This is a genomic window from Enterococcus sp. PF1-24, assembly GCF_029893325.1.
Classification (GTDB): domain Bacteria; phylum Bacillota; class Bacilli; order Lactobacillales; family Enterococcaceae; genus HY326.
Map to the genome: position 1 here is coordinate 65,648 of NZ_JARXWL010000002.1, position 26,377 is coordinate 92,024.

The following is a 26,377-nucleotide window of genomic DNA, read 5'->3' on the forward strand; positions in this document are numbered from 1 at the left end:
GAGGCAATTTAATGAGAAATGATCGATTAGGCGCAAGTGTCCTAAGTGCAAAAGTAATCCCGAATGCCGACCCAGCTTTAGCAGAGCAATTAAAGCTAAGTAAAGGAATGCGTGCTTTGGGGATCATCACATCAGATTGTGATGATGTTACTTATGTTGCTTTAGATGAAGCAACTAAAGCAGCCGATGTGGAAGTCGTTTATGCGCAAAGTTTTTATGGTGGGGCTGGTAATGCCTCAACGAAATTAGCTGGTGAAGTGATTGGCATTTTAGCAGGACCGAGCCCAGCTGAAGTCAATAGTGGTTTAGCGGCTGCTATCCAAGTGATTGAAAATGATGCCAGCTTTATTAGTGCGAATGAGGATGATAGTATTCCTTATTTCGCTCATGTGGTTTCTCGCTCAGGTAGTTTTTTATCTAAAGCAGCCAATATTCCAGAAGGCGAAGCGATTGCTTATTTAATCGCCCCACCAATTGAAGCGATGCTTGGCTTAGATGCAGCATTAAAAGCCGCTGATGTTACGATGGGTGTCTTTTATGGACCACCTTCAGAAACTAACTTTGGTGGCGGTTTACTTACTGGTAGTCAATCTGCTTGTAAAGCAGCCTGTAATGCGTTTGCACAAGCTGTTCAAAATGTTGCTGACAATCCTTTAGGCTACAATTAGAAGGCAGCTTAAGGAAAGGATGGGATGCCCATGATAGCTTTAGGAATGATTGAAGTTCGTGGTTACTTAGGGGCAATTAGTGCAGCAGACGCTGCATTAAAAGCTGCAAATGTTAATTTGAACAACGCTGAAATTATTCGTGGTGGTTTGACAACGATTGAAGTGGTCGGTGATGTGGCTGCTGTTAAAGCGGCAATTGATGCTGGTACACAAGTAGCCAAAGAGTTAAATTGTTTAATCTCTAGCCATGTCATAGCTCGTTTAGATGAACAAACCGAAGAAATGATGCGAAAAAAAGTTTCTGAAGAAGAAGTAATTATTGAAATTGTAGAAGAACCAGTGATTGAAGAAGTGGTAGCGGTTGAAGAATTTATCGAAATTGAAGAACCAGTAGCAGCTATCACTGAAGTAGCACCAGCAACAGATGAAAGAGCTGAGTTAATGAAAATGAAGGTAGTCGACTTACGGAAAAAAGCTTACCAAATGAATTTAACAACGCTAACGAAAAAAGAAATTAAATTTGCTAACAAGACACTTTTAGTAGAAACAATACTAGCAGAATTAGAAAGAAGTGATAGTGAGTGACCTTAATTGATAAAGATTTACAATCAATCCAAGAAGTTCGGCTTTTAATTCGTAAAGCTAAAAAAGCACAAAAAATCTTAGCTGGCTACTCTCAAACACAAATTGATACGATTTGTCAGGCAGTTTCTGAAGCAACTTACGGGCAAAGAGAAAAATTAGCAAAAATGGCCCATGAAGAAACTGGTTTTGGGATTTGGCAAGATAAAGTAATTAAAAATACTTTTGCTTCCCAATCTGTTTATGAATACATCAAAGATATGAAAACAGTCGGCGTGATTGAAGAAGATCTCGAGAAAAAAATAACTGAAATTGCGGTGCCGATGGGTGTGATTGCAGGGCTAATTCCTTCAACCAATCCAACTTCAACAGTTATTTATAAAGCGTTAATCTCTCTGAAAGCTGGCAACAGTATAGTCTTTTCACCACATCCTAATGCTTTAAAGGCAATTATTGCGACGGTGGAGATTATCAAGGCAGCTTTAGAAAAAGTTGGTGCTCCAACAGATTGCGTTTCTGTCATGACTTTACCAACAATGCAAGGGACACAAGAGTTAATGACCAATCGTGACACTAATTTAATTTTAGCTACTGGTGGAAATGCGATGGTACGAGCCGCTTATTCTTCTGGTACGCCAGCAATTGGCGTTGGCCCAGGAAATGGTCCTGCTTATATTGAACGCAGTGCTAATGTAAAATTAGCAGTTCAACGAATTATGGACTCTAAAACTTTTGATAACGGTACAATTTGTGCTTCTGAACAATCAATTATTGTTGAAGAAGTTAATAAACAAGCGGTTCATGATGAATTAATTAAACAAGGTGCTTATTTCTTAACATCAGCTGAATCAGAAAAGTTATCAAAATTTATTTTACGGCCTAATGGTACGATGAATCCGCAAATTGTGGGTCGCTCAGTCCAACATATTGCAGAAATTGCTGGTTTAAATTTACCACAAGGTTGTCGTTTAATTGTGGCAGAAGAAACTAATGTAGGCCATCAATATCCTTATTCTCGAGAAAAATTAGCGCCGATAATCGCTTTTTACACAGTGGAAAATTGGCAAGCAGCTTGTGAACTCTCTGTTAAGATTCTTGAAGGCGAAGGTGTGGGCCACACGATGACGATTCATACAGAAAATCGTGAGGTAATTCGGGCTTTTGGGTTACAAAAACCAGTTTCTCGTTTATTAGTTAATACGCCTGCTGCTTTAGGTGGGATTGGTGGTACTACTGATTTAGTACCCGCTTTAACATTAGGTTGTGGAACTGTCGGTGGTAGTTCAACTTCTGATAACATTGGCCCACAACATCTGTTTAATATCAGAAGAGTAGCATATGGTACTAGAGAATTATCTGAAATTCGTGAAGCCGCTAACCAATGTGCGACTGCAACGAATAGTCAATTTTCTTTGAGTGACGAAGCATTAATAGAAACGTTAGTTACTCAAATCTTAGCTAAATTACAATAATTTGTAATAAATTAATTAAATAAAAAACAAGTGAGTCTAGCAAAAAAATTGCTAGATAATTAGGAGGAAAAAATTATGTCAAGTACAAATGCTTTAGGAATGATCGAAACTCGTGGTTTAGTAGGTGCTATTGAAGCAGCCGATGCAATGGTAAAAGCAGCTAACGTTACTTTAATGGGTAAAGAACAAGTTGGTGGCGGCTTAGTAACTGTAATGGTTCGTGGTGATGTAGGTGCTGTTAAAGCAGCAACAGATGCAGGTGCTGCAGCAGCTGAACGAGTTGGCGAATTATTATCAGTGCATGTAATTCCACGTCCACATTCAGAAGTAGATGCAATTTTACCACAAGTAAATCAATAAGCAGAAGATTAAAAAGAGAGCAGGTTTAAGAGGATAGGCATTGATTTTTATGATTAATAGCTAAATGTCTATTCCTCTGCTCTTTTTTATTTGAAACTGCAATGATAAGTAGGATGATTGCCCATGAGTGTCATTACAGAAGAAGCAATTCGACAAAAATTAAGAAAAAAGCAACTGGTGGTTGGAAGTACTTTGTATTTTTTGCAAGGAGATATTTTTACACCATCAGCTAAAAGTTATTTAAGAGAGCATCAGATTAAACTTGAAGAACAAAAACAAACTTTAATCTCTAAAAATAGATTATTAGAGGGTAGCCAAGTTAGCGACCAAGAAACAAAAGCTCAACTAGCTGAAGTAGCAAATCGGATTTTACATTTGCATAATCAACTATTTTTCCCACAACTAGCAAATCAAGATTTAGCAAGTCAAGGTTGGTTGTATTTAGAGCAACAACAACATTGGCTACTAACTTTTAGAAAAAGCATTCTAACACAACAAATTCAGACTCTCTTACCAAAAAAGGAAGAACAGCAAATTGTACCAACTCAAATTTTTTCTCGAATTTGGAATTATTACTGTTATGAATGTTACCAAAGTATTGAAGAGATTAGTTTACTTTTAAGCAAGAAAAAAGAAATTATTTCTCCAAAAAATCTTGAGCTATTTAAAGAATGGAAAACATTGTTTATAAAAAACTTACGGCTTGAAAGCTTAGCGGGATTGGAGGTGGAGCTGTGAATCAAATCGAAGAAATTATTAATGAAGTCATTAAACAAGTAAAACAACAAACTGATTCCTTTGAAGTAGAAGCGTCAGGTCGACACGTTCATCTATCAAGATCCGCAATTGATCAGTTATTTGGTGAAGGTTATCAATTAACAAAAGCCAAAGATTTATCGCAACCTGGTCAATTTGCTTGTAAAGAGCGAGTTACGATTGCTGGACCTAAAGGAATCTTTCAAAATGTAATTATTTTAGGACCTGAGCGCCCAGAATCACAAGTTGAAGTTTCTATGACAGATGTGCGGGTATTAGGAATTAACGCCCCCGTTCGTGAAAGTGGCGATATTGCTGGAACGCCTGGAGTTATTATTATGAATGGAGAAAAATCACTTGCCTTAGAAAAGGGCCTGATTATTGCTAAAAGACACATTCATATGACTCCTGAAGATGCAGAAAAATTAGGAGTTACTAACCAAGAAATTGTTAAAGTTGAAATTCAAAGTCAGCGACCGTTAATTTTTGATGATGTAGTTGTACGAGTTAGCCCTAAATTTGCCACCTATATGCATATTGATTATGATGAGGCTAATGCCTGTGGTTTTCAAAAAGGCGATTTAGGAAGAATCGTTAAATAGGGAGGAGTATTTTATGAAAGTAGCTGAAATAGAGCTAATTATTAAAGAAGTTACTGATAAAATTTTAAAAAAGATTGACTCCTTTCCATCAGCAACTACTAAACCAGCCGTTGCCATTATCCGACAAGTTGGCGAATATCCTCAAGAAAAAATCGCGGAGATTGAAAAGGCTGTACAATGGGTGCGCCCGGAAGAACAGTCTGCTCAAGCATTATTGGTTAATGTTTTAAGTTTGTCGCAATTAGTAGCAGTAGCAAATTTACAAACGATTGATTATTTAACTGGTGCAATCAAGCGATTTTTATTTAAAGGGAAACCTGTTTGGATTTTGGCTTGTGAAGTTGATCGTCAACAATTGAAGCAACAAGCACGTTTTGGCGTTTTTAAACGTTATGATGAATTTTGTCAGCAAGTTGAAAGCTATGGGGTAACCTTTGATTGTAACTTAGAAGAAATCGCTAAATTGCAACACAATCTCAAAAAAAAGTTAATAACTAAAGAGATTAAACCTGGAACTAGTTATGTTACGGAAAAAATGTTGATGCAACAATTAAAAAATTCTGATACATTTGTTTTAACTGCCCAGCAACGTTTAACTCCTTTAGCTGAAGATTATTTACGAGAAAAAAATATTAAACTAGTAAAGGAGTAGCAGCATGCTATTAGGTAGAGTAACAGGTAGTTTATGGGCTACTAGAAAAGATGAAAAGCTTAATGGCTTAAAGTTTATGTTAGTAGAAGTCTGGAATACGACAGCTAATCAACCTGAAGGCAATTTAGTAGCAGCTGATAATGCTGGTGCTGGGATTGGTGATTTAGTTTTAGTCGTTCAAGGAAAAGCCGCTCGTATTTCTGCAGAGAACTTGGATGTGCCAATTGACGCCATGATTGTTGGCGTAGTCGATTCATTGGAAAAAAATGATGATGTTTAAATAGTTTATTAGGAGGTATTGCGTAAATGAGTATTAATGAAATAATTATGTATATTATGGTTTTCTTCATGATTGTCGGCGCCATTGACCACGTAATTGGTGGAAAACTTGGTTTAGGCGCACAATTTGAAGAAGGAATTATGTCGATGGGGGCTTTGGCTTTATCAATGGTGGGGATTATCACCTTAGCACCAATTTTAGCTGATTTATTAAGTCCAATTGTTGTACCTTTTTACAGTATGTTAGGTGCGGATCCGTCTATGTTTGCTACAACTATTTTGGCAAATGATATGGGTGGTTTTGCTTTAGCGCAACAAATGGCAGTTGATCCCCAAGCTGGTTTATTTGCTGGCACGATTTTAGGTGCTATGATGGGACCAACGATTGTTTTTACAATTCCCGTTGCCCTAGGCATTATTGAAAAAGATGATCAACAATATTTAGCAACTGGCGTTTTAAGTGGGATGGTTACGATTCCTATCGGCTGTTTAGCAGGTGGTTTAGTAGCTGGTATGCCAATTGGTATGATTTTAGTCAATCTAATTCCGATTGTAATTTTTGCAGCCGTAATCATGTTAGGCTTATGGTTCGCACCAAAAGCGATGATTAAAGGCTTTACTTATTTTGGTAAAGGGGTTGTAGCAGTAGCAATCTTTGGCTTAGTTGTAGGTGCGATTCAATTATTATTAGGTATTACTTTAATTGAAGGAATTGCACCAGTTACTGATGGCATTGAAACAGTTGGTGGGATTGCTTTAACCTTGTCAGGTGCTTTCTGTTTAGTAGCAGTGATTACAAAAGTCTTTAATAAACCGTTATTAAAATTAGGTGAAGTAATGGGCATGAATGAAGTAGCAGCAGCAGGTTTAGTAGCTACACTAGCTAACAGTATTCCGATGTTTCAAATGATGAAAGACATGGATCGACGAGGCAAAATAATTAACGTGGCTTTTGCCGTTTCTGCAGCCTTTGTTTTAGGTGATCATTTAGGTTTTACAGCAGGTGTAGCTAAAGAAATGATTTTCCCAATGATGATTGGAAAATTAGTCGCTGGGGTAACTGCTATTTTTGTAGCCATGTTTATGGCTAACCGTTCAACTTCTGAAAATGTATAAAATCAGTTCAATTTAAATAATTACTACTATGACACGAGTGAGGAGCATAATATATGACTGAAATGAATCGTGAAATGTTAGAACAAATGGTTCGTCAAATTGTGATGGAAAAATTAATGCCAGCTAAGCAAGTGGATCCAAGTGGAATTCTTTCTATTCGTTTACCAGAACTTGATGTATCGGAAGAAGATCGCCTAGATACAGGTAACCCTGATGATATTGTTTATACGAAAGATTTAGTTTCTTTGGAAGAAAGTCCACGTCTTGGTTGTGGATTAATGGTGATGAGAGATACAACTTTTGATTGGTTGTTAGAATATGATGAAATTGATTACATTCTTTCTGGTCAACTAGATATTTTAATTGACGGCCGAAAAATTTCTGCTAAAGCAGGAGAGATAATTTTTATCCCGAAAAGTAGTCAAATTAAATTTTCAGTAACTGGTGAGTCACGTTTTGTTTATGTCACTTATCCAGCAGACTGGGCAAATCAATAAGATAAGAAAAGACAGTTATCTAAATTTTAGATAGCTGTCTTTTTTTATATAAATAGGGACAAGCTTGTTCAACTCTCCAGCAAAATACAGAATTAAATATAGTAGTGTTCTGTTTTTAAGTTTCATTTAAGCTAACTTTTCTAAAATAGAACATAGCAGAATTATTTAGTTTAGGCTTTTGCTAGCAAGAATTTCTATTGCTAACAATTTCGTATATAATGAAGAGAAGAAGGTGATGGAATGTATAGTTTTCTTGTGATTGAAGATGAAGAACAATTAGCAATTTCAATTGGCGAAACGTTAAAGAGCTTAGGGAAGAGTCAATTGTTTCATGATGGGCTGGAAGGGCAGATTGCTGCTGAGACTGGTAAATATGATTTAATTGTGTTAGATATTATGTTGCCTGGCAAGAATGGCTTAGATATTTTATGGGCTTTGCGGGAAATGGCGATTACAACTCCGGTCTTACTTTTAACCGCTAGAGGTGAACTTAGTGATAAAGTTGCTGGCTTCAAAAAAGGTGCGGATGATTATTTAGTGAAACCATTTCATCGAGAAGAATTATTGATGCGAGTGAAAGCTATTTTGAAACGTAGTCAAGGCTTCAAAGAAGAAGAGGTATTATATTTTGAAGGATTGACTTGTCATTTATCTCGCTATGAAATTAGTTATCAAGATAAAACCTTAGCATTACAAGGGAAATTATTTGAATTATTAACCTATCTTTTAAGGAATCAAAGAATTATTGTAACAAAAGAACAAATTTTTGAAAGAATTTGGGGTTATGATTCAGAAACGGCGATTTCAGTTGTGGAAGTTTATATTAGTAATTTGCGCAAAGAGTTAAAAAAAATTGGCATTACCGATTGGATTCGCACGATTCGTAATGTAGGTTATTTGTTAGAACGGAAGGATTAGATGGAAAAACAGTTAAAAAAACAACAATGGAAGTTTTTTATTCAAAATTTTATCGCTTTTGCTTCGCTATTTATTTGTTTAGGATTGATTATTTTTCAGCTATTACAAATTTCTATGTATCAAGATGTAGATAATCAACTTTTAGAAATGTCAGAAAATGACCAACGACTAGAAGAGTTTTTACGTTTACCTAATCCGACAAAAGATCAAAAAAATCCGCAAATTAAGCCACCTAGTGATTTTCAGATTCAGTTCATTTTGCGAGCGAGCGATGGAACGATTGTTAATGAAGGGGATTTAGGCAATCGCATTAAAGAATATCAAAATTTGACTTGGTCCGCTGATAATTTAGATGAAGTGAAAACCACCACTATTACAGCTGAGGACGGCGGTAAATTGATTTTTCGTACTTTGACAAAAGAGCTATCTGCTGAATTTCAAGATAAATATGAACCAGTCAGTTATTTACAATTAATCGTCAATACTAATCAGTTGGAAGATACCATTCAGCGAATGAAATGGTTGTTGATTATTTGCATGTTTTTCTTCTTTGCGGTCGCTGTTGCTTTGAGTTTTTGGCTGTCGCAAAAGAGTATTCAACCGATTCATAAAAGTCTACAACAGCAACAGTTATTTGTTTCTGATGCTTCTCATGAGTTGCGTTCGCCATTAACAATTATTCAAAGTAAGCTTGAGTTGCTTTTAACGAAACCATATGAGCAGATTATTGATGAATCAGAAAATATTGCGGTTGCTTTGAATGAAACGCAACGATTGACCCAGTTAACTAGTGATTTATTAACGTTGACGCAATCTGATGCTGGTGGTGTTCAGTTGGTTAACGAAACGCTTGATTTGCCACAATTTTTATTAAAAGTGGTAGAACCTTATCAAGAATTAGCTGTTTTACAGGAAAAAGTTTTTGAATTTGGCGAACTGTTGCCAATGACGCTTACTATTGACGAAAAAAAACTGCATCAAGTTTTAGTGACTTTATTAGATAATGCTTTAAAGTATACACAAACTGGCGATAAAATAGCTTTATCTGTAGAAAAATATAAAGAGAAACTACGGATCAAGTTAGCTGATACAGGCTGTGGTATTAGTCGTGAAAGTCAGCCATATATATTTAATCGTTTTTATCGGGAAGATCAATCCCGCAATCGTAAAACTGGGGGATATGGTTTAGGCTTAGCAATTGCTAAAGAGTTAGTAGAAATGCAGCAAGGACAGCTTTTATTTCAAGAAAATAATCCCAAAGGTAGCATATTTATTATTGAATTAAATCAGACTTAGGACGGATTGTTTGTTGGCTTTTTTCCATTATCATAAATATTGTGAAAAAAGAAAGAGGGGTAGTAATGGATAGTGAAAAAGTAACAGGTGGTTTTGATGCCTTTCATTTAAAGGTTGTAGCAATTGTCGCAATGTTTTTAAATCATCTCGGTTCAGGGTTAGCGATTGATAAATATTCAGAGGCATTATTTTTCTTTACAGAGTTTATTGGAAAATTGACTTTTCCAATTATGGCGTATTTATTAGTAGAAGGTTTTCGTTATACGCGCAATAAGGTGAAATATGGGAGTCGCTTAGCACTTTTTAGTGTGATTTCGGCGTATCCTTTTCAACAATTATTTTATGCTTCAGGGTCATTTAGTCCAATCCAGCTAGTTAATAATATTTTCTTTACTTTATTAATGGGCTTGATATTGATTTCTATCTGTGAAAAAGTTAATCACGGTGTTTTACAGGGACTTTTAGTGATTTTATTTAGCGGGTTAACCATGTTTTCCGACTGGCCCTTGATTGGGGTGTTATTGATTTATGGTTTTTATCGCATCAAAGATGCTAAAAAGAGAGTGATTATTCCAGTCCTTTATACGTTAGCTTTTCTTGTTTTTATAATGTTATCAGGTTATTTTTATATGCCTGAAGCGGTTCCTTTGTATACGATTTTTACTGGTTTTGGCTTATTATTAGTGATTCCTTTATTGCTCAATTACAACGGTCAAAGAGGTTATTCGCCGCAATGGGTAAAATGGGGGTTCTATCTTTTTTATCCGGTCCATTTAATGTTGTTAGTTTTTATTCGTAATTTTTTAGGATAAGATAGATTTTATTAATGATTTGATTTTTTTAGACAGTGAATTACAGAAAAATTTCTTTATTAGCTGAAACAAGCTAGTAATTGGAAATCTTGCTGATTCGCTGTCTTTTTTTCTCTCAAAAATAGAAAATATATTTTCGAAAATAGAAAATAGTCAGGTATAGCAAGGCTTTCAGCTGTTAATTTGACTGTTTTTTTATTAGTTAGTTTGACTTTGAAAATTTGAAATTATAAGATAAAAATAACGATTTGAGTGATTGGCGAATCAGTGGTGTCGTTGGAAAAAAGATAGAACTGACTTGCAGGGTGGGAGTTTTATATTTTGATTTAATCGTCAAAAGATAACTATATTTTTCTAATGAATGTATATTTTTTACCAATAATAAAGTGAAGGGGAGTAGATGTACATGTCAACTTTTAAGGAGTATTACCATAAAATAAAACCGTTTACAGAAGATTTGTTTTTACATCCAGAATTAGGCTATAAGGAATTTCGAACTTCTAAAAAAATTTTAACAGAATTGCGAGAAATTAATCCTAAAATTAAGGTTGAACAATTTTCAGAAACTGGTATTAAGACTTATTTATCAAAGGATAAAGCCAAAACCATGGCTTTTATTGCTGAGTTAGATGCTGTTTATGCACCTACCCATTTTCAAGCTGATTCCGAAACAGGAGCCGCCCATAATTGCGGTCATTTTACTCAAGTTGCGATTGCTTTAACTTTGTATCACCATTATTTTGTGACAAAAGCTTATCAAAAACTGGATTTCAATTTGTGTTTTATTTTTGTACCCGCTGAAGAATATCTGGATTTAGATTATCGTAAATCGTTGCGCTCAGCAGGCAAGATTCAATTTCTTGGTGGGAAACCTGAAGCGATGCGTTTAGGAATTTTTGATGAGATTGATTTTGGCGTGTGTGTTCATGCTATTGGAGAATTATTTACGCAGCCAACTATCGAAATTAATTGTGATTTAGCTGGTTTTTTATATAAAAAATACCATTTTAGCGGGAAAGCGACCCATGCTGGTTTTGACCCATTTTCTGGCGTAAATGCTTATAGTATATCAACTTTATTTAATACTGCTGTTGGCTTAAGTCGTCAGCAATTTAAAGACACTGAATCTATTCGTGTTAACCCGATTATTTTGGCGAGCGATATGTCAACCAACGTAATTCCTAATCGTATCACGGTCGGAACGGATTTGCGTTGTAAGACGCTGGAATATATGCCAGAAGTAGCTCGCAAGCTGGATCATGCGGCTAAGGGTAGTGCGGCAGCTTTAGAAGGAGAAGTGACGATTGAAACGGAGATGGGCTATCTACCTTTTGTGCAAAATCGCTATTTAAATCATTTCGTTGAAAAAGTTTTTAATCAATGGACAGCCATTCCTGACATAATTGATAATCGTGGGAGTATCGCTGCTGCCGGCGATATTGGGGATTTATCTTTTATGCTGCCCTGTATTCAAGTGAGCTATGGTGGTTTTAAAGGAGCGATTCATGGAGATGATTTCAAAATGATTGACCCTGAATTTGTTTTGCAAACTTTTCCAGAATTTTTAGTTGCTATTTTTGCAGAAATGTCTAGCAATTTAGATTACAGCAAATTTTATAAACGGACATTTGCTGAATATCAAGAATTGATTGATTCAATGGAAGGGAGGATTTAGAGAATGAAAAAACATTTAGTTTGGTTGATTCCTTTTGTCGCTTTAATTGTTGTCGCATCAGAAATGATTGGTATGCAATTTGTGGTTTTAGGAAGCACGACAATTACTATTTTACCTTTAGTCTTTGCTGTTTTGTTTGCAATGATTTTGGGTTTACCAGGGATCCGCTTTGGCTTATTAAAAAAAGTTTATGCTAAAGCGAATATTGAATTTTCTGGTAAATATTTAATGTATATTATGCTTCCTTTAATGGCACGTTATGGAGCAGATGTTGCACCACGCTTAAAAGAAATTTTAAGTGTTGGCTGGGTCTTTTTATTCCAAGAACTAGGAAATGTGGGAACGGTCATTATCGGGCTGCCAGTGGCGCTGATGTTAGGCTTACGCAGAGAAGCGATTGGTGCGACGCTAGGCTTAGGGCGTGAAGGAGAACTTGCTTATATTTCAGAAAAATATACGTTAAACTCGCCAGAAGGTCGCGGCGTTTTATCCCTTTACTTAATCGGAACTTTATTTGGCTCAATCTTCTTTAGTATTTTTGCTCCGATGATGTTGGGTTTAGGTCTGGATTATCGAGCGTTGGCTATGAGCTCTGGAGTTGGTTCCGCTAGTATGATGACAGCTGCCTCATCTTCCTTAATTGCGATTATGCCTGAGCATGAAACCACGATTGCGGCTTATGCTGCAGCTAGTCAGCTATTAACAAGTTTCTTAGGAACTTATACGATGGTTTTTGTAGCGGTACCTTTACAACGATTTATGTATAACTTTTTAACAGGAGGTGGAAAAAGTGGAAAAGAAACAGCCTAATGAATATCTACAAGTATCACTGATTTTATTGATGAGCGTGCTCTTTATTTTATTTACACAAGGAATTAAATTAATAAAAAATCCAGCCTCAACGCCGATTACCTTGCAAACTTTTCAAGGCTTAGCTGTTTTATGGTCTTTTTCAATGATTGGTATTTTTGTTTCTAAATTAGTTAAGAGAACTGGAATTAAAATTTTAGCTGATTTTCCAATTTTAGGTTGGGTATCCTTAGTTTCTTTATTTTTCTGCCTAATTTCTGATTTTTTTGTTAAAGCAATTTCGGGAGTTGATTTTTTATCAATTACCACACCAATTTTAGCTTTTGCAGGAATTTCCGTAGCCAATAGTTTAAGTGACTTACGTAAAACTTCATGGAAAATTGCGATTGTTGCTATTTTTGTTTTTATCGGAACCTATTTAGGAAGTAGTATTATTGCTCAAATTGGATTGTGGCTATCGGGGAAATAATAAATTAGCTAGTCTTCGAAGATTAAGAAAAATGGGTAGCTTTCAAATAGTAAAAGAGCAATAATCCATCCTTTTAACAATAATTTGTCATTGAGTAAGCCTTTTCAGAGTGATAGAATGATTCCTGAAAGTAGCTATAAGAAAGTGTTTTTGTGAAAAGCAACACAAATACTATTTGGAGGCAATAAAAATGGCAAACAGAATGATCTTAAACGAAACATCTTACTTTGGTAAAGGAGCAATTGAAAACATTCCAGCTGAGTTTAAAAGTCGTGGTTTTAAAAAAGCAATGGTCATTACTGACAAAGATTTAATTAAATTTGAAGTCGCTACGAAAGTAACAGCATTGTTAGATGAAGCAGGAATTGCTTACGATATTTATGATGGTATTGTTCCTAATCCAACTATTCAAAACGTTAAAGATGGCGTGGTTGCTGTGAAAGCTGCCGCTGTGGATTGTATTATCGCTATCGGTGGTGGTTCACCTATTGATACCGCTAAAGCCATTGGGACTATCGCTACTAATCCAGAGTTTTCAGATGTCCTTAGTTTAGAAGGGGTAGCTGCTACTAAAAATCCTTGTTTACCGATTTTAGCGGTACCGACAACTTCTGGAACAGCTGCTGAAGTAACGATTAACTATGTAATTACTGATGAAGAAAATCATCGGAAATTTGTTTGTGTCGATCCTCACGATATTCCGATTGTCGCTTTTGTGGACAGCGATATGATGATGGGGATGCCAAAAGCTTTGTGTGCGTCGACAGGTATGGATGCTATGACCCATGCGATTGAAGGTTTTATCACGAAAGGTGCTTGGGAATTAACAGATATGTTGCATATTAAAGCAATTGAGATTATCGGTCGTTCATTAAGAGATTCTGTGAATGGCGAGCAAGAAGGACGCGAAGCGATGGCTTTAGCACAATACATTGCTGGTATGGGTTTTTCAAATGTCGGATTAGGTTTAGTTCATGGCATGGCGCATCCATTAAGTGCCTGGTATAACATTCCTCATGGTGTGGCTTGTGCTTCATTATTGCCAACTGTCATGAAATACAACAAAGATTTTACTGGAGAAAAATATCGGGAAATTGCTATCGTATTAGGTATTGAAAATGCGGAAACGATGAGCTTAGCAGACGTCCGGGAAGCAGCTTGTCAAGCAATTGATGAGTTAAGTAAAGATGTCGGCATCCCAGCAACCATTTCTGAGTTAGGTGTAAAAGCTGAAGACCTACCACAAATTGCGGAAGATGCGCTACGTGATGTGTGTACGCCAGGTAATCCAAGAGATACTACTTTAGCAGAGATTATTGCGTTGTATCAATCGTTAATGTAAAAAAAGTAATAAGATTAAAATAGAAACAGCATGAAATCCATTTAGAAAAAATGTTGATTTCATGCTATTTCATTTTTCTGGGAAACAGAACAACTCACTCCGCTTTTTATATCGGAATCAAGATTCTCAGGTGGAATTGGTTTTCGGGTGTTTCGATGGTTAGGGTTCCGTTATAGCGCTGGGTAATTTCTTTCATGCTTGTTAAGCCGAAACCGTGCATTTTTTTATCAGTTTTTGTGGTGATGAGTTGGTCGCCAGAAAAAACAAGATTTTCCTTTAAGGAATTAACAAGTTTCATTACAAAAAAGCCTTTTTCTACTGCGCAATGTAATCCAAGGTGGCGCTGATTTTCTGGAAGTTTTAAATTGGCTTCCAAAGCATTGTCGATGCTGTTAGCAAAGAGTGTACAAATATCTAAATCTGCGATAGCTATTTCTTTAGGTATATGGACATTTAATTCATAAGGAATCTTATTCTTTTCAAAAAGTGGAACTTTTGCTGATAAAACAGCATTGATAATTTCCTGCTGACAATAACGTTGACCATTTTTTAAAGCAGGTGAATCAATTAGTTGTTGAAGATAGGCTTGCTGTTCAGCACCTTGTAAGCCGCTTAAAGCAGTTAAATGATTGGCTAAATCGTGTCGCAGGTGACGTAATTGCTGTTGTGACTCTTCCATATTTAAATAGTATTGATGGCGCAATTGTGCTAATTGTTGTTCCTCAGTTAATTTTTCATGACGAGAGAAAAAGATAATTACGACTAAAATAGTTAAGGTTGCCAAAACAGCTAAACACATCATCAAAACTAATAGGCTCTCTTGTGGAACATATAAGACATCGTCGAAAGGATTATCGTAGATTCCCAAATAATAAGGATCTGTGAAAGAAGTGACCGCAATCACCGTCGTTACAGGCATTATACTTAAAAAATCGACTAATATCCAAAGACGCCGAGAACGAATTGGCGGTTTACTGCTAGTTGGTAAAGTTTTTTTCGTAAAGAGATAAATGCTCAACCAACAAAGTAAACGAAATACAAAAATATAGCGATCAAAAGGTGGTCGCACAGAGGTCAAAACGCCATTAATGGATAAAGGTAAAGTTACTAAAACCACTCCTAAAGATAAACGCGCCAACAAACTGCCTTTGTATAAAACTAGCAAGGTCAATAATTGCACGCCGAAAGCTAAAATGACAGGGATATAATCTCCTACGCCAATAAAAATCATTGAGGTAACTAAAAATGAATGGGCAATAAAAGATAATAGCTGGCACCACCAAGCTTTCCGAATTTCTAAAAAGTGGTTAGTTAAACATAGTGAAAAAAAGCCGGGAATCAAACTTAATAATGGTGTCATTAGCGTTATAAAATCAGTGACTATTTCATACATAATTATCATTCCCTTGCTCAAGTAAAGAATCCGTAAAAGTTTTAATCATTCCTGGACGTTGGTTGCGACTAATAGGTAAAGTTTCTTCAGCTAATTGAACCGAATTACCTGTGATTTGTTGCACTGCAGCTAAGTAAACTAAATAACGACGATGGATACGGAAAAAATGGGGAGCGACTTGTTTTTCAACATCATCTAATTTTCCGTAAAAAGCATATTTTTGCGTCTCTGTAACTAAGATAACTTGCCGGCGTTCACTCATAAAATACAAAATTTTTTCGTAAGGGATGCGATATAAACCTGCTGTATTTTGAAAAGTATAAACTTTTTGAGAATGTTTCACCAATGATGCTTGAACTTTATTCAAGACTCTAGTTAGTTGCTCCTCTTTAGCAGGCTTCAATAAATAATCCAAAGCACCCACTTCATAGCCATCAAAAACATAATCAGCATAGCCAGTCACAAAAACTAAAGCTAGTTGCTGATTGGTTTCCCGAATTTTTTTAGCGGCAGCCATCCCATCTAAGTCTGCCATTTCAATATCAAGAAATAATAAATCTAAGGCATCTGGATGTTTTTCTAACCATTTTAACAAGCCTTCTGCTGAAGAAAACTCATAAATTTGACAGTTAGTATTTTGCCGCGCTAAACAACGTTCAACATTACAGCTTAAAGAAAAACGTGCTTTTTGCTGATCATCGCAAATTCCAATTCTAAGCATTTATTATCTCCCTTACTTTTTTCTAAAATAAAGTATGATCCAGTTGAAAGCCCTTTAATTTAGAAGTTAACTTTTATTTGACTCTATAGTATCACAGGCAAGAAACAAAAACCATATTTGACAAAATCAATACCACAAATGACAAATTCAGCCCTTTTTTGTCATAAATAGCAAATAACTTACCACAAATAGCACACATAGAAACGATGAGCTTATTTCATGGTAAGTTAATATTATCAAATGATTAAATGAGAAAAGGGGTTTTACTATGTTGTCTGTTGAAAATCTACACAAATCTTATCAAGTGGGGCGTACGACTTATGAAGTTTTAAAAGGGGCTTCTTTTAAAATCGATAGCGGAGAATTTGTTGCTGTGATGGGGCCTTCCGGTTCGGGCAAAACAACCATGTTAAATTGTATTTCCAGCTATATTCCTTATGAAAAAGGCAAAATTAAGTTAGGCAATATTCAAATGGATAGTCTTTCTGAAGAGCAACTGGCTGATTTACGTAATCGCAAGTTGGGTTTTGTTTTCCAAGATTTTATGTTGTTAGATGGTTTGACGATTAAAGAAAATATTATGCTTCCTCGCATGATTGCGGGCAAAACGGATCATGGCATGATTGATACTGCGGAACGTTTGTGTCAGATTTTTGGCATCACTGCAATTAAAAATAAATATCCAGCTGAAGTTTCTGGGGGAGAACGCCAACGGACAGCTGTTGCGCGGGCATTGGTTAATAATCCCTTAATGATTTTGGCAGATGAACCGACAGGTAATTTGGATTCAAAATCTTCAGCCGCAGTCATTCAATCTTTTAAGCGAGCACAAAAGGAATTAAACGCCACTATTTTTATGGTAACCCATGATAGTTTTGCGGCGGCTCATTGTGATCGCGTGATTATTATGAACGATGGTGTTGTTAACAATATTTTGCAAAATCATGGTAATATCAGCCAATTTCAAGATGAATTATTAGCAGCCATCAAAGCAATGAGTGAGGAGGTTACAGCATGAAGAGCTTAAATCAAGCCTATAGCAAATTACGCCGTAAAAATCTCAATCAGTATTTTTTATTGACGATTTGTATTTTCTTATCGGTTTTATTAATTAGTGCTTTCTCAGTCACTATTGAAAGTCATACTGTTCAAAGAATGTTGCCAGCTGGTGGCGATTCAAGAAAACAGATGATGATGATTTTTTTATTAGCGATTTTAGGCTGTGGCCTCTTTACGACTTATGCTTCAGCTTTATTTTTCCGTGGAAAAAGCCGTGAGTTTGGTATTTATATGGCGCTGGGAGTGAGGAAGAAAAGAGTAGTTCGATTACTTTGTCAAGATTTATTACTGGTAGCTGTTTTAAGTACCACCGCTGGCATTTTATTAGGAACGTTGTTAGCAGCTGGTCTTTGGCAAGTCTTTCAAATATTTATTGTAAATACTGATGATATGTATTTTTCAATTGCTTTAACAGGCTATTTGTGGCCGCTGCTCTTTTCACTATTTACCATTGTTGTGCTGCTTTTATCAGGTTGGCTGTTTATTCGTCGCAGTAATGTTTTAGAAATTATTAATCAGCAACGAAAAACCGAACAGGTGAAAGAGGTGAAACGCTGGTATGGAATCGCTGGCCTGCTTTTATTACTGGTAGGGGTTGGTGTTCCTTCGGCTTTGCCTCAGATTTTAGCAGAAAAAGGCTTTACACCACCTTTTTGGGTTAATTTATTTTACTTGGTGGCGGCTGTGGGACTGTATTTTATTTTGTTGTTTCTTGTGGTACGGGGATTTGGTAGTAAACAAAGCTATTATAAAAATATTATCACTCGCAGTATGATGCGTTTTCAAGGGCGCCAAACGGTTTTAAATATGTGTGTAATCACACTTTTGACGGTGGCGGGGTACTTTGCTTTATTTTATATTCCTATGAATCTAATTCCTGAAATTGTAGAAATTAGCGAACGACCAATTGATTTTGCTTTTCATTATCAAGCAACTGAAACCGCTATTCCACAACAGGAAGCAATTGAAGCGCTAGCTGCTGAAAATAAGATTGAAATGCAGGATTATCTTACTGTTGATTTTGTTAATTTAGCTACAGATGGTTATGATCGTGAGTGGACCGATGATGGTCGTTATGGCGATACTTATTACGAGTTTTATAATGAAGAAAGTTTTATGTCAGTCAACACTTTTCAAGCTATCACAAAAATGGATGTTAGCTTAGCAGATGGGGAATTTATTTTCGTTACTTCTGAAAATTATGTTCAAAATCCTTATGATTATTTTGAAGAGATGACTTGCTTCACCAATCCAGATACGAAAGAAAAATTAACCGTTAAGTTTGCTAAAATTATTAAATACAATCAGTTACATCGTTTCATTTTACTTTCTGATAATGACTATGCACAATTAACGAATGGCCTAAGTGATACTTGGCGAGAAAAATGGATTCAATTTAATGTGGCAGATTATGAAAAATCTTATGATTTTGCCAAACAATTAAACAACATCATCATTGATAATAGTAGCCAACAATCAGCAATTTATAGTTACTACGATCGGGTTGAAAAAATGAATGTTACTGCAAAAGGTGAAAGTTATTTTGGCGATACTGTACCTGAAATGCAAGTGGATTACGATGCTCGTGAGACCTCTGAATTTACTGAAGCCTGGCGCTATATGCCATATTTCAGAATTTTAGACAAACAAAATATGGTAGTCAATCGCTCTGTTTATATCATGCTGTTTTTCTTTATGATGATTATCTGTTTAGCGACAGTGATTATTATCGCTTATACTCGCAGTTTGACTATCGCTGTCAATAATCGCCAAGTTTATACTGACTTACATCGTTTAGGTGCTAACCAACAATACATTGATAAATCGGTTAAAAATCAAGTGGCAAAAGTCTTTTTTATCCCCATCGCGATTGGCACACTGTTGATGTTTTTATATAGTTTTTCTTTAATGTATAACAATGACGGTCAGTTAGTTTACGATGAATTATTGGCAATTACCGTAAATGGGATTTTATTATTATTAGTCAGTGGTTTTCTGTATTTTGTTTATCGCTTAACTTTAAAAAAAGTGCGAAGGGCACTGAATTTTCGCTAAAAGGATATAAATAACTAAAAAGACTTTGCTTTTTGAAAAATAGAAGCAAGGTCTTTTTACTGTTTTATAGAGATAACTTGCTTTTTTTCAAATAGTAGTGTTAAATTTCTATAACGATTAACTTATGAAATGAGCGTAATTAATTTGAAAACAGTAAAAATAGATAATCTGATTATAGGCGAAGGGTTACCCAAAATTATTGTCCCTTTAGTTGCTAAAACGGAAACTGAAATACTTGAAGAAGCCAGATTTTTGGCGACAGTTGATTGTGATATTATCGAGTGGCGGATTGATTTTTTTGAAAAGGTTAGTGATTTTAAAGCTACGGCGGTCTTGTCTCAGCAAGTGAAACAGCTGGTTGAGAAACCTTTATTAATCACTTTTCGTTCCCAAAGAGAAGGTGGCGTCACTGAATTGACAGATGAAGCATATTTTTCTTTGTATCAAGAAATTGTTGCTGAAGGTGCGTTTGATTTATTAGATGTTGAATTGTTTATGCCCACAGTTAAAGTGACCGCGCTAATTGCTGCAGTTCATGAAAAAGGGGAAAAAGTTATTCTTTGTAATCATGATTTTCAAAAAACGCCTGCGAAAAATGAAATAATTGACCGACTAAGAAAAATGCAGGCTTTACAAGCTGATATTTGTAAAATTGCTGTGATGCCTGAAAAACCAGCAGATGTTTTAACTTTATTAGCTGCCACACAAGAAATGAATCAACGCTATGCTGAAGTTCCTTTAATCACCATTTCCATGGGGAAATTAGGAGAAATTAGTCGGATAGCTGGCAACACATTCGGTTCGGCAGCGACTTTTGGCGTTGCCAAAAAAGCTTCCGCTCCCGGACAAATACCCGTGGCAGATTTGCGGATAATTTTGAATACTTTACAATGATGATTGTAAGCAGAAAGCTAGACAGCTGTATGCTTTAGTTGTAAAGTGAAATTAGTAGAAAACAAGCTTAATTAAAATTTCAAAAGTTACTTATTGGAGGAAATAATAAATGTATGATGTAATTGTAATTGGTGCTGGACCTGCTGGGATGACAGCTGCTTTATATGCTTCTCGCTCAAACTTATCAGTTTTAATGATTGAAAGAGGCGCGCCTGGTGGGCAAATGAATAATACCGCTGAGATTGAAAATTACCCAGGTTTTGATTCCATTATGGGGCCTGAATTGGCGGGTAAGATGTTTGATGGTGTCACTAAATTTGGCACAGAGCATGCCTATGGAATTGTAACTGATGTAATCAATCATCAAGACCATAAAGAAGTTGTTTGTGAAGAACATAGCTACAAAGGCAAGACAGTTGTCATCGCAACTGGTTGTGTTCACCGTAAATTAGGTGTCAAAGGGGAAGAAGAATTCGCTGGTCGCGGTGTTTCTTATTGTGCGGTTTGTGACGGCGCCTTTTTCCGAGGTAAAAAATTATTTGTCATCGGTGGTGGCGATTCAGCAGTGGAAGAAGCTATTTATCTTACTCAATTTGCTTCAGAAGTGGTGATTGTTCATCGTCGTGATCAATTAAGAGCGCAAAAAATCATTCAAGATCGAGCTTTTGCTAATGAGAAAATTACTATTATCTGGGATAGCGTCTTAGAAGAAATTATTGGCAATGAGATGATGGTTACCGGTGCTAAAATTCGTAATGTAAAAACCGATGAAGTTACAGAAGAAACAGTCAACGGGGTCTTTATTTATGTCGGCTTAGATCCATTAACTGAGCCTTTCAAAAAAATCGGCTTAACAAATGCAGCTGGTTGGATTGAAACTGATGAAGATATGAAAACTAGTATCCCAGGGATTTTTGCAGTAGGAGATGTGCGAGAAAAAACACTTCGCCAAATCACAACGGCGGTTGGTGAGGGCGGTATCGCTGGCCAACAAGTTTATCAGTATTTAGAAGAACATCAATGAAATTAGCCTTTTGAAAACCGTTTGCTATTTTTGCGCAGACGGTTTTTATTTATCGTAAACTAATTTTAAGTAGAGTTTAGAGAGTCAGTAAGGTACAATCAAATTAATAATAAAATCAATTTTAGCTTTAGAAGGAACTGGAGAATTGAGGATGATAATTTGACGAACTTAAATATTAAGAAAAAGGTCCTGTTGTTAGGCGCGCAAGGAAATCTTGGTAGTCAGATAAAGAAAGAATTTGTAACCAATTCAGCCTATGAATTGATTTGTTGGACAAGAAAAGATTGTGATCTCTTAGATTTGATTGTTGTTGAAAATAAAGTTAATGAGTTGAAACCAGCAATTGTTATTAATACAGTTGCTTACAACAATGTTGATGTTTGCGAAAATAACTTAGTAGAACAAAAGCTTGCAATCAAATTAAATGTTCTATTACCGGCAACTTTAGCAAAAGTTTGTAGAATGATTAACGGACAATTGATTCATTTTTCAACAAATTATGTTTTTTCTGGTGAAGAAAAAACTTATTCTGAAAGTGCTGCTGTCTCGCCGATAAATTTTTACGGATTGTCAAAATCTTTAGGAGAAGAAGCGATTTTAGCAGAAGCAGCTGAAGGGCTTAAAGTTATTATACTGAGAGTCGCTAACCTTTTTGGTCCATCAGGTGAAAGCAACAACTCTAAAGCTAGTTTTTTTGCTGCTATGAATAATGCTGCTAAAACACGAGATACTTTGACAGTGGTTAATGATGAGCAGTGTTGCTTTACTTATACTAAAGACGTTGCTAAAGTAATTTTACAGTTGACCGAAGAAAATAAATTTCAAGGAATATATCATCTTGTAAATAGCGGAGGGGCTAAAACTTGGTATGAGGCTAGTAAACTATTTTTTGACTATTTGCAAAAAGAGATAACTTTAATTTCTGTTAACGGAGAAGCTTTAAATCGAAGTGCTGCCAGACCAAAGTCCGCAGTAATTGTGTCTGAACGCGCAGAACTTCCTGTTTTAAGAGATTTTGAAACTGCACTTTATGAGTATTTAGAAGAGTATCATGAGGATTTTAAATAGAAATAAAAAATTGAAAATATGAAGAAAAATAATAAATAAAATCCAGTTCGTATCATTTGGTATTTTAAGCGTTTCAAGCTAGACTATAAGTATAGGTAAGGCTTGTTAACACTACCTAAAATTTTAAAATGATAGGAGCGGATTTCCATGGATGCTAGAAGAAAACAAAGAGGGATGGATTGGGGTTCTTTAGTAGTAGGAATACTTTTTATCTTGACAGCAATACTTTCTTTTCGTGATCCGGAGGGGAATTTGATTGCGATTACTATGGTTATCGCAACTTTTGCAATTGTTAAAGGGGCCATTGAAATTTTTGTTCGCCGGCGTTTTAGCCAATTAACTGGTTATAAGGCTTATGCCCCCATTTTGTTAGCGATAATTGATATTTTGTTAGGTATTTATTTATTTTTCAATTTGAATATTGGAGTGGCTTTGTTGCCATATGTGTTTGCTGCTTGGTTTTTACTAGATTCTATTTTAGGCTTGTTTACTTTGGATTTAGCTCGCAGTATTAGTGAAGGTTATTTTTGGTTGGCACTGATAATTGATGTTATGGGGATTGTTTTAGGGGTGGTATTATTATTTAATCCACTTTCTTCAGCTCTAACTTTAAGCTTTGTCGTTGGTTTTTATTTTATGATTTTTGGGATTAACGAAGTGATTTACGCTTTTAGAAGTTAAGCTTTATTTACAATAATAGTTTAAACATTTAAATTGAATAATTAATATGAAGCTAGGCCTTGTTAAGAGGTCTAGTTTTTTTATAGTCAAAAAAATTTTAGAAAAAATGTAAAATAGACTTTACAAAAAATGTAAAGCTTGCTATACTACGAATGAAGAAAAGTAAAGCAAGCTATACATTTAATAGTGTTACTAATTTTCAAAGAAAAATCATCACAATGAAACAAAGTAGGGGGAAAGGTGATGAAAAATCGGATTCAAGAGTTAAGAAAAATGAACAAAATTACTCAAAATGAATTAGCCGATGCAGTTGATGTTACGCGGCAAACGATTATTTCATTAGAGAGTGGTCGTTACAATGCGTCTTTATTTTTAGCTCATAAAATTGCTAAGTTTTTTCAATTAACCATTGAAGAAATCTTCATTTTTGACGAAGAAGACGACTAGTAGAGAATGAATGGAGAATAACTCATAAGAAAATTAATTATTAACTATTTTTAAACGGTGGTGGAAATAAAGTGAAACAATATCATAATGATGAAGAATTTAAACAACAATTGAAAAAAAGAATACGGTTATATTTACTGATATGCCTCTTAGGTGGCATTCTTTGGTTAAGCATCTTCTTAGCTTCAGAAGTTTTAAAAATTGAAATGCCGGCTCACGCTACTGATTTTAGTTTTGGGACAGCGGGAGGAATGGTAGGCGCGGGGTTAGCACTAGCCTTAAAAACCTATCGCATAAGCAAAAATCCTAAGCTATTAAGAAAACAACGGATTCAAACCAATGATGAGCGTAATCATGAAATTGCTTCTAAAGCAGTTAGAATGGCGGGCTTTTGTCAGTTTTTAGCGATTTATGCGATGGCATTAATAGGGCCTTATATCAATCAAATGCTTAGTTATGTGGCATCTGGTTTAATCGGAATTTATATGATTAGCTATTGTATTTTTTATTTTATTTATAATCGTAAGCTGTAATCAGATTTAAAAATTAGTATTTAAGGAGCGTGAATGTAAATGTTACAGGTGAAAAATTTAACAAAAACTTTTGGGGATTACACAGCAGTTAATGATTTATCTTTTGAAATCCCTAAAGGGCAGATTTTAGGTTTGATTGGTCAAAATGGTGCAGGGAAAACAACAACGTTTCGGTTGATTTTAGATTTTCTAACACCAGATAATGGTGAAATTTTGTGGGATGGCCATCAAATTGGCAGTAAAGATTACAATATTATTGGTTATTTGCCAGAAGAACGGGGCTTATATCCAAAAATTAGTATTCAAGAGCAATTATTATACTTTGCTGAATTACGGGGGAAATCTCGTAAAGAAATTGAACCTAAAATTGATGAGTGGATGGAAAAATTTCAAGTCAAAGGGAAGAAAACAGACAAAGTCAAATCCTTATCTAAAGGGAATCAACAAAAAGTTCAGCTAATTTCAACTTTAATTCATGAACCTAAACTGGTTATTTTAGATGAACCTTTTAGTGGTTTGGACCCAGTTAATGCGGAATTGCTAAAAGACGGCATTATTGAGCTGAAAAGTAAAGGCTCTAGCGTTATTTTCTCTAGTCATAACATGGATAATGTCGAAAAAATTTGTGATAATTTAATTATGCTTCGCAATGGTGAAACAGTTCTAGACGGGAAAGTTTTTGAGATTAGGGAAAGTTTTGGTCGTACTAAACTATTTTTAGACTCAGCTATGTCACCGATGGAAGTAATGAATATTGCGGGTGTCTTAGATGTGGTGGAACAACCTGATGGTAGCTTAAATATTACTTTGGAAAATGCCGAAGTAGGGAAAGAAATCTTTGCCTTAGCCACTAAGAATGGTTATATTCCAATGTTCAATCAACAACCACCAACCTTAGAAGAAATTTTCAAAATGAAAGCAGGTGGCAAACATGAGTAAATTTAAAGTAATTGCTTGGGATGTTTATAAGAAAAATGTCAAATCAACTGCCTTTTTAGTAATGATTTTGGTTCCCTTTATTTTAACTGGCGGTATTATGTTGTTAGGAAAATTTGCTGGTGGTTTTGATGAAACCAGTAAAGTCGGTGTGATTGTCGAAGACACCACTACAGCTGCTAGTATTCAACAAATGAACTCTGAAGATTATACTTTTGAAATTTTATCATCAGAAAAAGCTGCTCAAGAAAAATTAGGGGCAGAAGAAATTGACGCTTACTTAACGATTGATAACCAAGATAATACAGTTAGTGGCGTGATGTATAGCGAGTCAAGTCTAGGTTTATCTACAGAAATGGCGATTCAACAGTTCTTAGGTCTTTTGCAAGCTAGTGAAAGAGCTGCTGCTTTTGGTTTAACCGCTGAACAAGTGGCGCAACTAGGTGCACCAGCTAACTTTGAAACTGAAAAAGTTGACTTTAATGATGCCGGGGAAATGGCGATTGGCGAAGACAATACCATGGTACAACAAATTGTCAGTTATGCAGCAACGATTCTCCTTTTCTTAATTATCTTTTCTTATGCGCAAATTATTGCTCAAGAAATTGCGGCGGAAAAAGGCACGCGAATTATGGAAGTTGTTCTTTCTAGTGCCAAAGCACAAGCCCATTATTACGGTAAAATCTTTGGGGTGTTAATGGTAGCTGTCACTCAACTGATAATCTATGCGATTATTTTCGCCTTTGGTTATAAGCAAATCACCAATATGGCAATGATTAAACCTTATTTGGAAGGCATTTCTTTAGAAAAATTATTTGGTAGCTATTTAGTCTTTACCATTATTTTATTAGTGTTGGGAATTACGATTTTCTCTGTTTTAGCTGCCTTATGTGGCTCTTTAGTTAATAAAGCAGAGGATACGCCAAAAGCTATTTTACCAGTCACTTATTTAGCAATGGCGGGTTACTTCATCAGCTTATTTATGGGAATGGCAAATCCTAATAGTGGCATTTTACGAGTAACTTCTTATATTCCATTCTTATCATCATTCACTATGCCAGTTCGTTTGGCAAATGAAACAGCTAGCACAGGTGCGGCCCTAGTTTCTATAGCGATTTTAGTCGTTAGCACGCTAGCTTTAATGTTATTTTCAGGGAAGCTTTATAAGTCTAACGTTTTAGTTTATAACGAAAATGGTTTGCTAACTTCATTAAAACAATCTATTTCAATTTTACAAAACGAACGCAAGAAAAAATAAGG

The 26,377-nt window shown here is 35.5% G+C and carries 29 protein-coding genes; 27 read left to right on the forward strand and 2 right to left on the reverse strand.

The genetic code is table 11. The features are described 5' to 3' along the window. Positions 1-11 precede the first annotated feature (11 nt). The 17 genes from eutL (at position 12) to fucO (ending at position 14,306) form a co-directional block, all read left to right on the forward strand. Positions 12-668 carry an ethanolamine utilization microcompartment protein EutL gene (gene eutL / locus M2139_RS01270; RefSeq protein WP_280737025.1) on the forward strand — a complete coding sequence of 219 codons (657 nt, stop codon included), beginning with the start codon at positions 12-14 and terminating at the stop codon, positions 666-668. 30 nt (positions 669-698) lie between these two features. Then, positions 699-1,253: a BMC domain-containing protein gene (locus tag M2139_RS01275; RefSeq protein WP_280737024.1), complete on the forward strand. Its 555-nt coding sequence runs from the start codon at positions 699-701 to the stop codon at positions 1,251-1,253. Further along, on the forward strand, positions 1,250-2,722 hold the full coding sequence (locus M2139_RS01280; protein WP_280737023.1) for an acetaldehyde dehydrogenase (acetylating): 1,473 nt from the start codon (positions 1,250-1,252) through the stop codon (positions 2,720-2,722). Before M2139_RS01275 ends, M2139_RS01280 begins: the two co-directional genes overlap by 4 nt. A gap of 75 nt (positions 2,723-2,797) precedes the next feature. Then, positions 2,798-3,082, forward strand: coding sequence for an ethanolamine utilization microcompartment protein EutM (eutM, locus tag M2139_RS01285; protein WP_280737022.1), 285 nt, complete (start codon positions 2,798-2,800; stop codon positions 3,080-3,082). 123 nt (positions 3,083-3,205) lie between these two features. Beyond that, complete coding sequence (locus tag M2139_RS01290) at positions 3,206-3,820, forward strand: hypothetical protein (protein ID WP_280737021.1); 615 nt, start codon at positions 3,206-3,208, stop codon at positions 3,818-3,820. After that, a complete protein-coding gene (gene eutD / locus M2139_RS01295; RefSeq protein WP_280737020.1) occupies positions 3,817-4,440 on the forward strand; it encodes an ethanolamine utilization phosphate acetyltransferase EutD in 624 nt (207 codons plus the stop codon). Before M2139_RS01290 ends, eutD begins: the two co-directional genes overlap by 4 nt. 13 nt (positions 4,441-4,453) lie before the next feature. Then, a complete protein-coding gene (locus M2139_RS01300) occupies positions 4,454-5,092 on the forward strand; it encodes an ethanolamine utilization protein (protein WP_280737019.1) in 639 nt (212 codons plus the stop codon). 4 nt (positions 5,093-5,096) lie between these two features. Next, positions 5,097-5,372: a EutN/CcmL family microcompartment protein gene (locus M2139_RS01305; RefSeq protein WP_280737018.1), complete on the forward strand. Its 276-nt coding sequence runs from the start codon at positions 5,097-5,099 to the stop codon at positions 5,370-5,372. Positions 5,373-5,398: 26 nt separating this feature from the next. Continuing rightward, positions 5,399-6,487: an ethanolamine utilization protein EutH gene (gene eutH / locus M2139_RS01310; RefSeq protein WP_280737017.1), complete on the forward strand. Its 1,089-nt coding sequence runs from the start codon at positions 5,399-5,401 to the stop codon at positions 6,485-6,487. A 53-nt stretch (positions 6,488-6,540) separates the two neighbouring features. Beyond that, on the forward strand, positions 6,541-6,984 hold the full coding sequence (locus tag M2139_RS01315; RefSeq protein WP_280737016.1) for an ethanolamine utilization protein EutQ: 444 nt from the start codon (positions 6,541-6,543) through the stop codon (positions 6,982-6,984). Positions 6,985-7,224: 240 nt separating this feature from the next. After that, entirely contained in the window at positions 7,225-7,902 is a 678-nt protein-coding gene (locus M2139_RS01320) for a response regulator transcription factor (RefSeq protein WP_280737015.1), read from the forward strand. Further along, entirely contained in the window at positions 7,903-9,198 is a 1,296-nt protein-coding gene (locus tag M2139_RS01325) for a HAMP domain-containing sensor histidine kinase (protein ID WP_280737014.1), read from the forward strand. 65 nt (positions 9,199-9,263) lie between these two features. Then, on the forward strand, positions 9,264-10,010 hold the full coding sequence (locus tag M2139_RS01330) for a TraX family protein (RefSeq protein ID WP_280737013.1): 747 nt from the start codon (positions 9,264-9,266) through the stop codon (positions 10,008-10,010). Between the two features lie 406 nt (positions 10,011-10,416). Beyond that, complete coding sequence (locus M2139_RS01335) at positions 10,417-11,685, forward strand: M20/M25/M40 family metallo-hydrolase (RefSeq protein WP_280737012.1); 1,269 nt, start codon at positions 10,417-10,419, stop codon at positions 11,683-11,685. Positions 11,686-11,688: 3 nt separating this feature from the next. Further along, positions 11,689-12,495, forward strand: a complete 807-nt coding sequence (locus M2139_RS01340; protein ID WP_280737011.1) for a DUF3100 domain-containing protein — start codon at positions 11,689-11,691, stop codon at positions 12,493-12,495. Next, positions 12,476-12,964 carry a hypothetical protein gene (locus M2139_RS01345; RefSeq protein WP_280737010.1) on the forward strand — a complete coding sequence of 163 codons (489 nt, stop codon included), beginning with the start codon at positions 12,476-12,478 and terminating at the stop codon, positions 12,962-12,964. The genes M2139_RS01340 and M2139_RS01345 overlap by 20 nt, the downstream gene beginning before the upstream one ends. A 190-nt stretch (positions 12,965-13,154) precedes the next feature. Then, a complete protein-coding gene (fucO, locus tag M2139_RS01350) occupies positions 13,155-14,306 on the forward strand; it encodes a lactaldehyde reductase (RefSeq protein ID WP_280737009.1) in 1,152 nt (383 codons plus the stop codon). A gap of 106 nt (positions 14,307-14,412) precedes the next feature. Here fucO and M2139_RS01355 read toward each other — a convergent pair whose 3' ends face one another. Beyond that, positions 14,413-15,699, reverse strand: coding sequence for a sensor histidine kinase (locus tag M2139_RS01355; protein WP_280737008.1), 1,287 nt, complete (start codon positions 15,697-15,699; stop codon positions 14,413-14,415). After that, the gene (locus M2139_RS01360; protein WP_280737007.1) at positions 15,692-16,420 is read right to left on the reverse strand and encodes a LytTR family DNA-binding domain-containing protein; all 729 of its coding nucleotides are present in this window, start codon (positions 16,418-16,420) and stop codon (positions 15,692-15,694) included. Before M2139_RS01360 ends, M2139_RS01355 begins: the two co-directional genes overlap by 8 nt. Before the next feature lie 268 nt (positions 16,421-16,688). On the opposite strand from M2139_RS01360, the gene M2139_RS01365 reads away from it, so the two are divergent. The 10 genes from M2139_RS01365 (at position 16,689) to M2139_RS01410 (ending at position 26,375) form a co-directional block, all read left to right on the forward strand. Continuing rightward, positions 16,689-17,438 carry an ABC transporter ATP-binding protein gene (locus M2139_RS01365; protein WP_280737006.1) on the forward strand — a complete coding sequence of 250 codons (750 nt, stop codon included), beginning with the start codon at positions 16,689-16,691 and terminating at the stop codon, positions 17,436-17,438. Then, on the forward strand, positions 17,435-19,534 hold the full coding sequence (locus tag M2139_RS01370) for an FtsX-like permease family protein (protein ID WP_280737005.1): 2,100 nt from the start codon (positions 17,435-17,437) through the stop codon (positions 19,532-19,534). Before M2139_RS01365 ends, M2139_RS01370 begins: the two co-directional genes overlap by 4 nt. A 144-nt stretch (positions 19,535-19,678) precedes the next feature. Further along, positions 19,679-20,428, forward strand: a complete 750-nt coding sequence (gene aroD / locus M2139_RS01375) for a type I 3-dehydroquinate dehydratase (RefSeq protein ID WP_280737004.1) — start codon at positions 19,679-19,681, stop codon at positions 20,426-20,428. A 109-nt stretch (positions 20,429-20,537) separates the two neighbouring features. Beyond that, positions 20,538-21,452, forward strand: coding sequence for a thioredoxin-disulfide reductase (gene trxB / locus M2139_RS01380; protein ID WP_280737003.1), 915 nt, complete (start codon positions 20,538-20,540; stop codon positions 21,450-21,452). Between the two features lie 159 nt (positions 21,453-21,611). Further along, positions 21,612-22,520 carry an SDR family oxidoreductase gene (locus M2139_RS01385; RefSeq protein ID WP_280737002.1) on the forward strand — a complete coding sequence of 303 codons (909 nt, stop codon included), beginning with the start codon at positions 21,612-21,614 and terminating at the stop codon, positions 22,518-22,520. A 147-nt stretch (positions 22,521-22,667) separates the two neighbouring features. Further along, positions 22,668-23,201 carry a DUF308 domain-containing protein gene (locus tag M2139_RS01390; protein WP_280737001.1) on the forward strand — a complete coding sequence of 178 codons (534 nt, stop codon included), beginning with the start codon at positions 22,668-22,670 and terminating at the stop codon, positions 23,199-23,201. Between the two features lie 243 nt (positions 23,202-23,444). Continuing rightward, on the forward strand, positions 23,445-23,648 hold the full coding sequence (locus tag M2139_RS01395) for a helix-turn-helix transcriptional regulator (RefSeq protein ID WP_280736999.1): 204 nt from the start codon (positions 23,445-23,447) through the stop codon (positions 23,646-23,648). A 71-nt stretch (positions 23,649-23,719) separates the two neighbouring features. Further along, entirely contained in the window at positions 23,720-24,181 is a 462-nt protein-coding gene (locus M2139_RS01400) for a hypothetical protein (protein ID WP_280736998.1), read from the forward strand. Between the two features lie 39 nt (positions 24,182-24,220). After that, positions 24,221-25,120 (forward strand): ABC transporter ATP-binding protein, encoded by a 900-nt coding sequence (locus M2139_RS01405; RefSeq protein ID WP_280736997.1) that lies wholly within the window; start codon positions 24,221-24,223, stop codon positions 25,118-25,120. Then, a complete protein-coding gene (locus M2139_RS01410; protein WP_280736996.1) occupies positions 25,113-26,375 on the forward strand; it encodes an ABC transporter permease in 1,263 nt (420 codons plus the stop codon). Before M2139_RS01405 ends, M2139_RS01410 begins: the two co-directional genes overlap by 8 nt. Positions 26,376-26,377 lie beyond the last annotated feature (2 nt).